The 12,287-nt window shown below is 69.3% G+C and carries 11 protein-coding genes and 3 tRNA genes; 11 read left to right on the top strand and 3 right to left on the bottom strand.

Annotated features, from left to right (window positions below; all coding sequences use genetic code 11):
- Positions 1-42: 42 nt before the first annotated feature.
- Positions 43-1,443, top strand: coding sequence for an ABC transporter substrate-binding protein (locus tag PFX91_RS15165; protein WP_285732367.1), 1,401 nt, complete (start codon positions 43-45; stop codon positions 1,441-1,443).
- A 76-nt stretch (positions 1,444-1,519) separates the two neighbouring features.
- Here the strand turns inward: PFX91_RS15165 and PFX91_RS15160 are convergent, their stop codons facing one another.
- The gene (locus PFX91_RS15160; RefSeq protein WP_285732560.1) at positions 1,520-2,341 is read right to left on the bottom strand and encodes a DUF3152 domain-containing protein; all 822 of its coding nucleotides are present in this window, start codon (positions 2,339-2,341) and stop codon (positions 1,520-1,522) included.
- 363 nt (positions 2,342-2,704) lie between these two features.
- Here PFX91_RS15160 and PFX91_RS15155 point away from each other — a divergent pair, with 363 nt between their 5' ends.
- The 6 genes from PFX91_RS15155 to PFX91_RS15130 all read left to right on the top strand — a co-directional run bounded on the left by PFX91_RS15155 (position 2,705) and on the right by PFX91_RS15130 (position 6,808).
- A complete protein-coding gene (locus PFX91_RS15155; RefSeq protein ID WP_285732365.1) occupies positions 2,705-3,505 on the top strand; it encodes a fumarylacetoacetate hydrolase family protein in 801 nt (266 codons plus the stop codon).
- A gap of 90 nt (positions 3,506-3,595) precedes the next feature.
- Entirely contained in the window at positions 3,596-4,681 is a 1,086-nt protein-coding gene (locus PFX91_RS15150; protein WP_285732364.1) for a GDSL-type esterase/lipase family protein, read from the top strand.
- 153 nt (positions 4,682-4,834) lie between these two features.
- A complete protein-coding gene (gltX, locus tag PFX91_RS15145; RefSeq protein ID WP_285732362.1) occupies positions 4,835-6,280 on the top strand; it encodes a glutamate--tRNA ligase in 1,446 nt (481 codons plus the stop codon).
- 144 nt (positions 6,281-6,424) lie between these two features.
- Positions 6,425-6,496, top strand: a tRNA-Gln gene (locus tag PFX91_RS15140).
- 51 nt (positions 6,497-6,547) lie between these two features.
- Positions 6,548-6,620: transfer RNA gene (locus tag PFX91_RS15135), tRNA-Glu, on the top strand.
- A gap of 112 nt (positions 6,621-6,732) precedes the next feature.
- A tRNA-Glu gene (locus PFX91_RS15130) sits at positions 6,733-6,808 on the top strand.
- Positions 6,809-6,909: 101 nt separating this feature from the next.
- Here the strand turns inward: PFX91_RS15130 and PFX91_RS15125 are convergent.
- Entirely contained in the window at positions 6,910-7,596 is a 687-nt protein-coding gene (locus PFX91_RS15125; protein WP_150237537.1) for an IclR family transcriptional regulator, read from the bottom strand.
- A 147-nt stretch (positions 7,597-7,743) separates the two neighbouring features.
- Here PFX91_RS15125 and leuC point away from each other — a divergent pair, with 147 nt between their 5' ends.
- The 3 genes from leuC to PFX91_RS15110 all read left to right on the top strand — a co-directional run bounded on the left by leuC (position 7,744) and on the right by PFX91_RS15110 (position 10,412).
- Positions 7,744-9,150 carry a 3-isopropylmalate dehydratase large subunit gene (leuC, locus tag PFX91_RS15120; protein ID WP_285732360.1) on the top strand — a complete coding sequence of 469 codons (1,407 nt, stop codon included), beginning with the start codon at positions 7,744-7,746 and terminating at the stop codon, positions 9,148-9,150.
- A 24-nt stretch (positions 9,151-9,174) separates the two neighbouring features.
- Entirely contained in the window at positions 9,175-9,771 is a 597-nt protein-coding gene (leuD, locus tag PFX91_RS15115; protein WP_285732358.1) for a 3-isopropylmalate dehydratase small subunit, read from the top strand.
- Between the two features lie 359 nt (positions 9,772-10,130).
- On the top strand, positions 10,131-10,412 hold the full coding sequence (locus tag PFX91_RS15110; RefSeq protein WP_285732356.1) for an HU family DNA-binding protein: 282 nt from the start codon (positions 10,131-10,133) through the stop codon (positions 10,410-10,412).
- Between the two features lie 117 nt (positions 10,413-10,529).
- On the opposite strand, the gene cofC is transcribed toward PFX91_RS15110, so the two are convergent.
- Entirely contained in the window at positions 10,530-11,180 is a 651-nt protein-coding gene (gene cofC, locus PFX91_RS15105) for a 2-phospho-L-lactate guanylyltransferase (protein ID WP_285732555.1), read from the bottom strand.
- A gap of 260 nt (positions 11,181-11,440) precedes the next feature.
- On the opposite strand from cofC, the gene PFX91_RS15100 reads away from it, so the two are divergent.
- Positions 11,441-12,280 carry a lysophospholipid acyltransferase family protein gene (locus PFX91_RS15100; protein WP_285732354.1) on the top strand — a complete coding sequence of 280 codons (840 nt, stop codon included), beginning with the start codon at positions 11,441-11,443 and terminating at the stop codon, positions 12,278-12,280.
- Positions 12,281-12,287 lie beyond the last annotated feature (7 nt).

The raw sequence follows: 12,287 nt of genomic DNA, 5'->3' as shown, positions 1-12,287 counted from the left end.
CCCGGTCCGGTGGGATGGTCCGACCCAGAGGAAGCGAGAAACATGACGATCTCCCCCCAGAGGCGGGGCATCACCGCAGCCGCCCTGCTCGTGAGCCTGGGCCTGGTGCTCAGCGGGTGCTCCGGTGACGGGAGCGGCGGGACCGGCGACCTCGTCGCCCCCGGCCCCGAGGTGCTGGAGGACCTGGACGAGGCGGTCCAGGTCGAGTTCTGGCACAGCATGGACGCCACCAACGGCCAGGTGCTCGACGGCCTGATCGAGGAGTTCAACGCCCAGAACGAAGGCCGGATCGAGGTGACGGGCGCCTTCCAGGGAGACTACGACGAAGCCCTGGCCGGTCACCGTGCGGCCATCCAACAGGGTGAGACCGCCGAGCTCATCATGATCTACGACCTGGGCACCCAGTTCATGATCGACTCCGGACAGACCGTGCCCGCGCAGTCGTTCCTGGACAAGGACGGCTACGACACCGGCGCGATCGAGGACGCGCTGCTCAACTACTTCACCGTGGAGGGGGACCTGCGCTCGTTCCCGTTCAACAACTCCACCCCCCTGATGTACATCAACCGAGACGCCTTCGAGGAGGCCGGGCTCGATCCGGACGCCCCGCCCACCGACCTGGCCGAGATCCGCGAGGCAGCGGAGAGGCTGACGGTGCGCGACGACGACGGAACGGTCGTGCAGTACGGGTTCGGCGCCGCGGTGTACGGATGGTTCATCGAGCAGTTCATGGCCCGGGCGGGCACACCGTACTGCGACAACTCCAACGGCCGGGACGGACGCGCCACCGAGGTGCTGTTCGACGACCCGAAGATCGTGGAGCTGGTCGAGTGGTGGGAGGAGATGATCGACGACGAACTCGCCGTCCAGATCGGCCGCAACACCGACGACGGCCAGGCCGCGTTCACCTCGGGCCGTGCCGCGATGACCCTGGAGTCCACCGGCTCCCTGGGAGGGTTCATCGAGCAGTCCGACTTCGAGGTGGGCGCGGGATACTTCCCGCTGATCAGCGCCGACGACCCGGGCGGCTCGATCATCGGTGGCGCCTCCCTGTGGATCAACGGTGAGGGCCACACCGAGGAGGAGATCCGCGCGTCCTGGGAGTTCGTGCAGTTCCTGCTGACCCCCGAGTCGCAGTCGGTCTGGCACGCCGGTACGGGATACCTGTCGGTGAACACCGAGGGCTACGAGGGCCCCGAGGCCAAGGAGCGCGCCGAGGAGTTCCCGCAGTTCTCCGTGGCCGCCGCCCAGCTGGCGGACTCCGAGATCAACGAGAACACGGCGGGCTGCATGATGGGTGTCATGTCCGAGGCCCGGGTGGCCGCCGAAGAGGGGTGGGAGACCGCTCTGACCAGTGACACCTCCGCCGAGGAGGCGATGTCGGCGGCGACCGAGAGAGTGCGGACGCCCATCGAGGAGTACAACGCCTCGGTCGAGGACTGACCGACCACAGGTGATCGCGGGGCCGGGGCTGCGCACCCGGCCCCGCCCACGTCAGGGGTCCGGCGAACGGAGCGGATCAGTTCCCGGGATCGTTGTCGGGGTGCACCCAGCCGTTGGGCTCGCACCCCTGAAGGTCCAGGGTCTGCTGCTGCATCACCGGCGCCGGTTCGCCCTCACCGGGGCAGTGCACGTGACCGTGTCCCAGGGTGTGCCCGACCTCGTGGTTGATGAGGTAGATCCGGTAGGTCTCCAGGTCGTCGTCGAAGTGCGGAACGCCCGACACCCAGCGGTTCTGGTTGATGATGGCGCGGTTGCCGTTCGCGCAGGAGACGTACCCGTCGGTGTTCAGCGGGGCGCACAGCCGGTCCACCGTGTCGGGAGCGGCCAGGAGGACGCGGATGTCGGCGTCGTCCCCGTCGACCCGTTGCATGGAGCGCTCGCCGTCGTCGCCCCAGCTGCGAGGATCGCCCAGGATCTCCTCCACCGCATCCGCGAAGTCCTCGGCCCGGCCGGGAAGCCCGTCCTCGACCTCCACGGCGAAGGTCGTCAGCGGACCCTCGCCCATGACCTCGCCCTCGCCCTCCAGGACGCTGAGTTCCCCGTCGGCGCTGTCGACCTCCTCCTCCACCGAACGGAGCAGGACGGGAACCTCCTCCTCGGACTCCTCGTCCTGGTCGGTCGGTGACACACGGTCGCGATCGGTCGTCCCGCTCGCCGAGTCCTGGTCCTCGACGAAGGTGTCGCGCCGTCCGGAGGCGCCGTCGGGGCCCCCGTCCCCCACGGGGCCGGAGGCCGAGGTCTCGGTGGGTGAGACGGGATCGTTCCCGGGTTCGGGCACGCTGACCATGAGCACGGCGGAGGAGCCCGAGACCAGGCACAGTCCCAGAGCCAGCCCCAGGGGGTACCGGCTGCGTCGGCGGTGCCTGGCACGGGGGCGTCCCGTGGGCGAAGCAGACGTGGGCACGAAGATCCACCTCTCGACAGCGGGTGACGGACCCAGCATGCCAGAGTCCGACCCAAGGAAGAGCCAAGGTTGTTTCCGATAAGAGCAGGTCCGCCGGGGTTGGTCGTCACCGTTCGGAGCGGGGGACGCACACGCGTCGGTGCGTCCATGGGTGTCGTGGGCGATGCGGAGACGGGCGGGGCGCGTCCCGCCCGGGAGATTCCGGCCGGACATCCGGCCCGTCGGGCTCCCGGGTCCCGTGGCGCCTATACCCTTCAACCGCAAGAGAGACGACAGGGCTGCTGGGAGGCATGACAGGTGCGCATCGCACGGTTCTCGGCCGACGACGAGGTCGGGTTCGGCCTGGTCGACACCGATTCCGACAGTGGGGAGGAGTTCGTCGCCCGACTGAGCGGGCATCCCCTCCTCGGTGACATCAAGCTTACCGGTGAGCGGGCGAGGCTCTCCGACGTCCGGCTGTTGTCCCCGGTGCTGCCCACCAAGGTGGTCTGCATCGGTAAGAACTACGCCGATCACATCGAGGAGATGAAGGGTGTCACGGGGGAGCCCGGTGAGGAGCCGGTGGTCTTCCTCAAGCCCTCCACCTCGGTGTCGGGACCCCACGACCCCATCTTCTACCCCGACCTCTCCGAGCGGGTCGACTACGAGGGCGAGCTGGCCATCGTCATCTCCCGCCCCTGTAGGGAGGTCCCACGGGAGCGGGCCAAGGACGTCATCTTCGGCTACACCGTGGCCAACGACGTCACCGCCCGCGACCTCCAGCAGAGGGACGACCAGTGGACGCGGGCCAAGGGCTTCGACTCCTTCTGCCCGATCGGACCCTGGATCACCACCGGTATGAGCATCGAGGAGGCACAGAACCTGGCCATCACCACCACCGTGGACGGTCGGACCAGGCAGGACGGACGGACGTCACAACTCATCCACGACATCCCGGACATCATCGCCTACGTGACGTCCTTCATGACTCTGCTGCCGGGTGATCTCGTTCTCACCGGTACGCCGGCCGGTGTGGGACCGGTGGAGATCGGCCAGGAGGTCTCCGTGACGGTGGAGCGGCTGGGGACCATCAGCAACAGGGTGGTCTCCCGAGACTGAACCCGCTCCGCGCGTGCCGTTCGGGCCCACGACCGAGGTTCGGCGGCGTCTGACGCCGCCGAACCGCCATCCGAGAACGGAAGGCCACATGTGAACACCCCCCGAAGACCCCGTAACGGCCTCCTCGTCCTCGCCGCCGTCCTCGCCGCCGTCCTCGCCCTCGCACTCGTGGCCGTGGGAATCGCCTACCGGACGGCCACGGAACGGGGAGAGGACACCGACGCACGAGCGGAGGGACCCGTGGAAGAAGAGCTCCGCATCATGTTGGCGGGGGACTCGATGACCCAGGGCGCCAACGGCGACCGCACCTGGCGCTACCACCTGTGGAACCACCTCGCCTCCCGGGTGGAGGGGCTGGAATTCGTCGGCCCCTACTCCGACCCCGCCAGCCGCAGCATGATCCTCCCCGTGCCCACCGCCGAGGACGAGGATCCGCAGGTTCTGGACGGCGGCCCCGGAGAGGGTGACGAGGAGGGAGGATCGGACTCAGTCCTCGACGGGACGGATACGGCGACGCCGGGGGAAGGGTCGGAGGAGCCCTCCGAGCCGGACGCTCCGGATGCTCCGGACGCCCCGGACGGCGCGGCCTGGCCCGGTCTCGATGGGGACCCCGACACCGCGGAGTACCGTGATCCCGACTTCGACCAGGACCACAACGCCCTGTGGGGCCGCACCCTCCGCGACGCCGCCTCCTCCATCCAGGAGGAGGTGCGCGTCCACAGGCCCGACGTGCTGTGCGTCATGCTCGGTGTCAACGACCTGCTGTGGCCGGTCGACAAGGAGGAGATGGAGTACCGCCTGCGCGGCTACGTGGAGGCGGCGCGCGGAGGCAACCCGCACCTGCGCATCCTGCTGGCCGAGGCCCCGCCCATCGCCCTGGCCGAGGCCGACGAGGGGTTCGCGCTGCGCGTCTACGTCTACAACATGCTGGTGCGGGAGGTCGCCGCCGACATGTCCACCGAGGAGTCGCCGGTGACCAGCCTGGACATCGCCGGAGCCGAGGACTGGACCGCCTCCGTCGACACCTATGACGGCACCCATCCCAACGCGGACGGCGAGGTCAAGATCGCGGCGGCCTTCGCCGACGCCCTGGCGGAGGAGTACGGGATCGGCGCCCCCTACCCCCGGTCGCCCTCCCCGTCTCCGGAGGACCCCGAAGAGCGGGACGGAGGGTAGGGGACCCGGTGCCTTCGGCCATGGGCCCCGTTCCGACGAGGCGGTGCCGTTCTCGTGATTCCCGAGGTGGGACCGGGGACGGGCCGGAGTGGACGCCGGAGCGTTTCCACCGCGTTTCCCCGGTGCACCGTGCGCCCCCGATACCCTGGGCGGGTGACTGAGACTTCGATCCGTACCCGCTTCGCCCCGTCCCCCACGGGCATGTTCCACGTCGGAGGCGCGCGCTCGGCGCTGTTCAACTGGGCGCTGGCACAGCAGCGGCCCGAGGGCCGCATGGTGCTGCGCATTGAGGACACCGACGCCGCCCGGAACCGTCCCGAGTGGACCGAGGGCATCATCCGTGCGCTGGCCTGGCTCGGCATCGGTGAGGACGACCCCCACTTCGAGGGGCCCTACTTCCAGTCGTCCTACGCCGACGAGCATCGCAAGACCGCGCGGGCACTGCACGAGAACGGCGACGCCTACTACTGTGACTGCACCCGTGAGCAGGTGCAGGAAAGGCGTGAGAACCCCCACCTGGGTTACGACGGGTTCTGCCGTGACCGCAACCTGGCCGCCGGACCCGGGCGGGCGCTGCGTTTCCGGGTGCCCGAGGGCGGCCCCACGGTGGTCGACGACAGGATCCGCGGTCGTGTGGAGTTCGAACACTCGGCCATCGAGGACTTCGTGATCGCCCGTGCGGACGGCTCCCCGCTGTTCGTGCTGGCCAACGTCGTCGACGACGTCGAGATGCGCATCACCCACGTGATCCGCGGCGAGGAGCACCTGTCCAACACCCCCAAGCAGCAGCTGCTGTGGGAGGCGCTGGGACACACCCCGCCGGTGTGGGCGCACCTGCCCGTCATCGTCAACGAGCAGCGCAAGAAGCTGTCCAAGCGCCGCGACAAGGTGGCCCTGGAGTCCTACCAGGAGGAGGGTTACCTCCCCGAGGCGATGGTCAACTACCTCATGCTGTTGGGCTGGGCCCCGGGTGAGGACCGCGAGATCATGCCGTGGTCGCAGATGCAGCCGCTGTTCCGCGTCGAGGACGTCAACAGCTCCAGCGCCTTCTTCGACGAGAAGAAGCTGCGCGCCTTCAACGGCGAGTACATCCGCGCGCTGTCGGGTGAGGAGTTCGTCGAGCGCTGCCGCCCCTGGCTGACCGGGGAGAACGTCCCCTGGGACGAGGCCGACTACGACCCGGAGGTCTTCGCCGCCGTCGCCCCGCTCGTGCAGAGCCGCGTGGCCGTGCTCAGCGAGATCGTGCCGAACGTGGACTTCCTGTTCCTGAAGCGGCCCGTGGAGGACGAGAAGAGCTGGAACAAGGCGATGAAGCCGGGCGTGGGCAGGGAGATGCTCCAGGCCGCCCTGTCCCGCTTCGCGGACCCGGGACTGTCGTGGACCGCGGAGGACCTCAAGGCCGCCACCGAGGAGGCGGGTGCCGCCCTCGGACTGAAGCTGGGCAAGGCGCAGGCGCCCGTGCGCGTGGCGGTCACCGGCCGCACGGTCGGACTTCCGCTGTTCGAGTCCTTGGAGCTGCTGGGGCGTGAACGTGTCCAGGCACGGATCGCCGCGGCCCTGGAGCGACTGGGCGCCCAGGAGGACGGCGCCGGGGCCTGAACGGGCCGGCGGACGACATAGGGGTGGCCCGGACCACAGCCGGGCCGCCCCCGTTCCGGTTCGCGACCACTCGGAATGTCCGCTAGAGTTGTCCACGTCGCCGAGGAGGGCGGGGAAACGCAAGCCCCGGTCCTTCCGAAGCACTGGGGTATGGTGTAATCGGCAGCACGACTGATTCTGGTTCAGTTAGTCTAGGTTCGAGTCCTGGTACCCCAGCGCGGTCTCACGCCCCGGTGTGAGCAGCTCGGGTCAGCGACCCGGAAGCGCGCCCCCGTCGTCTAGTGGCCTAGGACGCCGCCCTCTCAAGGCGGTAACGGCGGTTCGAATCCGCTCGGGGGTACGAACAGAGGAGGAGCTCTCATTCTCTTGAGAGCTTTTTTTCTGGCCGGTGAACGTCACCGACATCCGTTGCGAGTGGAGACATCTGCGGATGGTCCACCTCCAACGGCGAGGCCCCCGTCGTCTAGTGGCCTAGGACGCCGCCCTCTCAAGGCGGTAACGGCGGTTCGAATCCGCTCGGGGGTACCAGATCGAGGCCTCGCCCACCAGGGCGGGGCCTTTCGTGTTCCTCCGGGACCGTGGAGCCTCCCGTGTCGGCCCTCGCTCTTGGACCGACGGGCTGTTCGGGCTCATCGGGCGCCCTCGTAGGTGTGCAGGGACTCGCTGATCTTCTCGGCGGCGGACAACACGGCCTGGGAGTGGATCCGCCCGGGGGAGCGGGTCAGCCGCTCGATCGGGCCGGACACGGACACCGCCGCGATCACGCGCCCGCCCGGTCCGGAGACCGGTGCCGACACCGAGGCGACGCCCTGCTCGCGCTCGGCGACGCTCTGGGCCCACCGCCGGCGACGCACCTGGGCCAGACTGGCCGCGGTGAAACGGGCGCCCACCAGGGAGCGGCGGATGCGGTCGGAATCCTCCCACGCCAGCAGTACCTGCGCGGCCGAGCCGGCGTTCATGGGCAACTCGCTGCCGACGGGCACGGTGTCGCGTAGACCGCTGCTGCGTTCGGAGGCGGCCACGCACACCCGCAGGTCTCCCTGGCGGCGGTAGAGCTGGGCGCTCTCCCCGGTCAGGTCGCGCAACTGGACCAGGACGGGAGAGGCCACGGCCAACAGGCGGTCCTCGCCGGTGGCGATGGAGAGTTCGCCCAGGCGTGGCCCGAGGACGAACCGCCCCTGGCTGTCGCGGGTCACCATGCGGTGCCGCTCCAGTGCCACGGCCAGACGGTGGGCCGTCGGCCTTGCCAGACCGGTGATCTGCACCAACTGGGCCAAGGATGCAGGTCCCGACTCCAGCGCGTCGAGGACGGACATCGTCTTGTCCAGGACACCGACACCGCTGGATGAGCTAGAGTTGTCCATGGCTTGATATTGCCGTCTCGAAATATGGAATGCAAGTCGAGTCTCAGACCGCGCGGGGGCGACCCGCACCCGAGACGAACACGAAAGAGGCGATCGCCCATGGCACGCACGATGGCCGAGAAGGTGTGGGAGGAGCACGTCGTCCGACGTGCCGAAGGCGAGCCGGACCTGCTCTACATCGACCTCCACCTCGTCCACGAGGTGACCAGTCCCCAGGCCTTCGAGGGGCTGCGCCTGGCCGGCCGGTCCGTGCGACGTCCGGATCTGACCATCGCCACCGAGGACCACAACGTCCCGACCCAGAACCTGTTGGCGCCCATCGCCGACCCCGTCTCGCGCAAACAGGTCGAGACGCTGCGCAAGAACTGCTCCGACTTCGGTGTGCGTCTGCACCCGATGGGCGACATCGAGCAGGGGGTCGTGCACGTGGTCGGTCCCCAGCTCGGCCTGACCCAGCCCGGCATGACCATCGTCTGTGGTGACAGCCACACCAGCACGCACGGTGCGTTCGGGGCCCTGGCCTTCGGTATCGGCACCAGTCAGGTCGAGCACGTCCTGGCCACCCAGACCCTGCCGATGGCGCCCTTCAAGACCATGGCCGTCACCGTGAACGGCACGCTCAGGCCGGGTGTGTCGGCCAAGGACATCATCCTCGCGGTCATCGCCAAGATCGGTACCGGCGGTGGCCAGGGCTACGTCATCGAGTACCGGGGCGAGGCCATCGAGTCCCTGTCCATGGAAGCCCGCATGACGGTGTGCAACATGTCCATCGAAGCGGGTGCGCGGGCGGGGATGATCGCTCCCGACCAGACCACCTTCGACTACATCGAGGGGCGCCCGCACGCCCCCCGGGGCGCGGACTTCGACGCCGCCGTCGAGCACTGGAAGAGCCTGCGCACCGACGAGGGCGCGGTCTTCGACGCCGAAGTCGTCCTGGACGCCGGTGAACTCAGCCCGTTCGTCACCTGGGGCACCAACCCCGGCCAGGGCGTGCCGCTGGACGGCTCCGTGCCCGACCCCGCCTCCTTCGAGGATCCCTCCGAGCGCGCCGCCGCGGAGAAGGCCCTGAGTTACATGGACCTCGCGCCCGGAACGCCGATGCGTGAGGTGGGTGTGGACACCGTCTTCCTCGGTTCGTGCACCAACGGCCGCATCGAGGACCTGCGTGCGGCGGCGGAGATCCTCCGTGGGCGCAAGGTGGCCGAGGGCGTGCGCATGCTCGTCGTCCCCGGCTCCATGCGGGTCAAGGAACAGGCCAACAAGGAGGGCCTGGGCGCGGTCTTCGAGGAGGCCGGGGCCGAGTGGCGCGAGGCCGGCTGTTCCATGTGCCTGGGCATGAACCCCGACCAGCTCAAGCCCGGTGAACGCAGCGCCTCCACGTCCAACCGCAACTTCGAGGGGCGCCAGGGCCGAGGTGGACGCACCCATCTGGTGTCGCCGCAGGTCGCCGCCGCCACCGCCGTGCGCGGCACGCTGTCCTCGCCCGCCGACCTGGTCGCCCAGTAGCGCGTCCGTAAGGAGAGACCTCCCATGGAGAAATTCGACGTCCACACCGGTCGGGCCGTGCCGCTGCGCGCGGGCAACGTCGACACCGACCAGATCATCCCCGCCGTCTACCTCAAGCGGGTCACGCGGACCGGCTTCGAGGACGGTCTGTTCGCCGAGTGGCGCAAGTCCGACCCGGACTTCGTCCTCAACCGGCCCGAGTACCAGGGCGCGTCGGTCCTGGTGGCCGGACCGGACTTCGGCACGGGCTCCTCGCGGGAGCACGCCGTGTGGGCCCTACAGGACTACGGCTTCAAGGCCGTGCTCTCCTCGCGCTTCGCCGACATCTTCCGTGGCAACTCGCTCAAGGGCGGGCTGCTGACGGTCCTGCTGCCCCAGGAGGTCATCGACCTGATCTGGGCGGCCGTGGAGGCGGATCCCACGGTCGAGGTGACCGTGGACCTGGTCGAGCGCGAGGTGCGCGTTCCGGCCGCAGGGGTGAAGGAGCCCTTCGAGCTGGACGACTACACCCGCTGGCGGCTGTTGGAGGGGTTGGACGACATCGCGCTGACCCTGCGCCACACCGATGAGATCGGGGCGTTCGAGGCCACCCGCAAGCCCTGGCTGCCCGTCACCCTCTAGCCGGGAACGGACGCGGATCGGCTTCTGGGCCGGGGATTCGGGGCTTGTGTGACGCAGCCCACCCCCGGCCCGGAAATATTTTACCTTTACTTACCGTGAGTATCTGGATACGGGTCTTCAGTCCTTAAGTTCAGTAGTCCCAACGTCCGGAATCCGGTTATACGTAGGCATTTGAGGTTCGCGGAAGGGGTCAAAAGGGGCCAGTGCGCGAGCCGGTGGCGGTCCAGACCAGCGCCGTCCCAGGTCCGCCGGGCAGGCCCGGAGAGCCCCGACACGCCTTGCCCGTAGGCGTTTGTATTTGTGTAAAGGCCTCCGCGTCCCCTAATTTCGTGCGAGCAAGGGGGAACCGGAGGAACCTTATGAACAAGCGTGACCTGATCGACGCGATCTCCGATCGTCTCGGAGACAAGAAGACCGCGACCGAAGCGGTCAACGCTGTGCTTGAAACCATCCAGACCACTGTGGCGTCGGGTGACAAGGTCGCCATCACCGGCTTCGGCGTTTTCGAAAAGGCCGAACGCGCGGCCCGTACCGCCCGTAACCCCGCCACCGGCGCCACCATCAACGTTCCGGCGAGCTTCGTTCCGAAGTTCCGCGCCGGCGCTGACTTCAAGGCTCTGGTCAACGGCGAGAAGAAGTAGTCCCTCACCCCACGGTGATGGATCGAGTCCGCCCGGACCCCTCAGGGAGTCCGGGCGGAACGCTTTTTCCGGTCGGCCCGGACCCCGCCGCCGGACGGTGCGCGCACACCGTGTCCTTCAGGGTGACTTCTGGGGGCACGGACGTCCCTCCACCGAACGCCACAGCCGACGGGTCCTGGGACCCACGCCCAGAGTCACCGCGGCACGCAGATCCTCGGGGGTGTCCACGTCGCGGCGCACCGACTCCACGTCCGCCACGACCAGTTCCCTGACGCCCGCGGACAGGTGACGGGCGCGTGAGGACCCCTCGAAGGCGGGGGTGAACGGATGGCCGGGCGACGCGGAGAGCAGTGTCGTCCCCACACCGGGGGCGTCGGGCAGGAAGGAACGCCCGTACAGGGCGGCCATCGCCAGGACCCGCTCCAGTTCGTCGGCGCGCAGCGCGGGCAGGTCCGCCGACAGAGCGCACACCCCGAACTCCGGAAGGCGCCGCCGCGCGATCCTCGCCCCGTGCTCCAGAGCGGGGTTCAGGCCCGTGCCCGGTTCGCCCCCGACCACGACGGCGCCCAGATCGGCCAGCGCGGCGCCCGCGCGCACGTCGTCGGTCACGGCGAACACCGCCGCCACCGCCCGGCAGGCCAACGCCGCGGCGACCGTGTCGCACGCGATGGCCAGGGCCAGTTCCTCGCGCCGCCCGCCCGCGGCCAGGGCCAGTCGCGACTTGGCGCGGCCCAGCTGCTTGACTGGGATGATCAGGGACCAGCGCACCCTCGGGCACGGAGCCCCGCCCTGTTCTCCAAAGCCGGTCACGGTCCCCCCATCGATACGGCCACGACAGTGACGAGGGTAGGCGGTCGGGAGGGTGCGGCACGGGTGACGAAGGCGTCCACCCGGGGTTCCGTGGGCGCGGCCCCGTGTACGGGTCGCCCAGAACACACGGCAGGGCGAAGTTCGACGAACGCGCCCTAAACTGAACCGATCATGCTGCGCGGTGCTGAGGGACCTGGAGCGATGGAGTGAGAAAACCCGTGGCCGAGCAACGAGAATCACGGTGGGTGAAGGCGGTCGTCTCCCGGATCGTCCGCTTCGTGCTGTGGTTGGTCACCAAGCCGGACTGGAAGGGGACCGAGCACGTCCCGGCCGAGGGCGGGGTGATCATCGCCACCAACCACCTGTCGGTGGCCGATCCCCTGACGGTGGCCCACTTCCTCTACATCGGAGCGCGGCGCTGGCCGACCTTCACGATGAAGGACGCGGTCATGCGCATCCCCGTGGTGCGTTCGGTGGCCAAGAGCACCGGCCAGATCCCGGTCAAGCGTGGCAGCACCGACGCGGTCAAGGCGTTGCACGAGGCCGAGTTGGCCCTCACCCGAGACGGGGCGTCGGTGATCTTCTACCCCGAGGGCACCTGTACCCGGGACCCGAACCTGTGGCCCATGATCGGAAAGACCGGGGTGGCCCGTCTGGCGCTCACCACGGGGGTGCCGGTCGTGCCGGTGGCGCACTGGGGCGAACAGCGCATCCTGCCCTACGGCTCCAAGAAACCCAGTCTCTTCCCCCGCAAGCGCCTGGAGTTCCTGGCGGGGCCGCCGGTGGACCTGTCCCGTTTCCGGGACCAGCCCCTGACCGGGACCCTCCTGAAGGAGGCCACGGAGACGATCATGGCCGACATCACCGCTCTCCAGGCCCGCATCCGGGGGGAGGAGCCGCCCGCGGTCCCCTACGATCCCAGGAAGGCGCGTGCCGAGGCCGGTCGGGCGGAGGAAGGCCGGACGCGGGCCGACGGTGACGCCCAGGTCGTGGACGGCGCGGCCACGGCCGACGGCGAGGTCGGTGGCGACGACGCCAGGAACGGCGCGGGGACGTGAGCGGACG

It is taken from the genome of Nocardiopsis sp. ATB16-24, from assembly GCF_030271535.1.
Taxonomy (GTDB): Bacteria; Actinomycetota; Actinomycetes; order Streptosporangiales; family Streptosporangiaceae; genus Nocardiopsis.
This window is presented reverse-complemented; position numbering and strand designations above follow the sequence as displayed.

What these genes read in the sequence shown, in the direction of transcription:
- PFX91_RS15165 (WP_285732367.1), top strand. Translation starts at nt 43, where the DNA reads ATGACGATCTCCCCCCAGAGGCGGGGCATCACCGCAGCCGCCCTGCTC.
- PFX91_RS15125 (WP_150237537.1), bottom strand. Translation starts at nt 7,596, where the DNA reads ATGTCCGTCCTCGACGCGCTGGAGTCGGGACCTGCATCCTTGGCCCAG.
- leuC (WP_285732360.1), top strand. Translation starts at nt 7,744, where the DNA reads ATGGCACGCACGATGGCCGAGAAGGTGTGGGAGGAGCACGTCGTCCGA.
- leuD (WP_285732358.1), top strand. Translation starts at nt 9,175, where the DNA reads ATGGAGAAATTCGACGTCCACACCGGTCGGGCCGTGCCGCTGCGCGCG.
- PFX91_RS15110 (WP_285732356.1), top strand. Translation starts at nt 10,131, where the DNA reads ATGAACAAGCGTGACCTGATCGACGCGATCTCCGATCGTCTCGGAGAC.